This window comes from Bacillus sp. GbtcB10, from assembly GCF_019091365.1.
GTDB lineage: Bacteria > Bacillota > Bacilli > Bacillales > Bacillaceae > Bacillus > Bacillus altitudinis.
Window position 1 is genome coordinate 1 of record NZ_JAGXJP010000035.1, and the last position, 365, is coordinate 365.

The window sequence follows — 365 nt, forward strand, 5'->3', positions numbered from 1 at the left end:
GGCTGGATCACCTCCTTTCTATGGAGAATTGATGAACGTTGTTCATCAATATAAGTTTCCGTGTTTCGTTTTGTTCAGTTTTGAGAGAACTATCTCTCATATATAAATGTATGTTCTTTGAAAACTAGATAACAGTGTAGCTCATATTTTTTAATTTTTAGTTTGGTTAAGTTAGAAAGGGCGCACGGTGGATGCCTTGACTCTAGGAGTCGATGAAGGACGGGACTAACGCCGATATGCTTCGGGGAGCTGTAAGTAAGCTTTGATCCGAAGATTTCCGAATGGGGAAACCCACTATACGTAATGGTATGGTATCCTTATCTGAATACATAGGGTAAGGAAGACAGACCCAGGAAACTGAAACA

The 365-nt window shown here is 40.0% G+C and carries 1 rRNA gene; it reads left to right on the forward strand.

What is annotated here, in order from left to right:
- Positions 1–164: 164 nt before the first annotated feature.
- Positions 165–365 (forward strand): 23S ribosomal RNA (locus KVT11_RS19590); the annotation flags it as partial.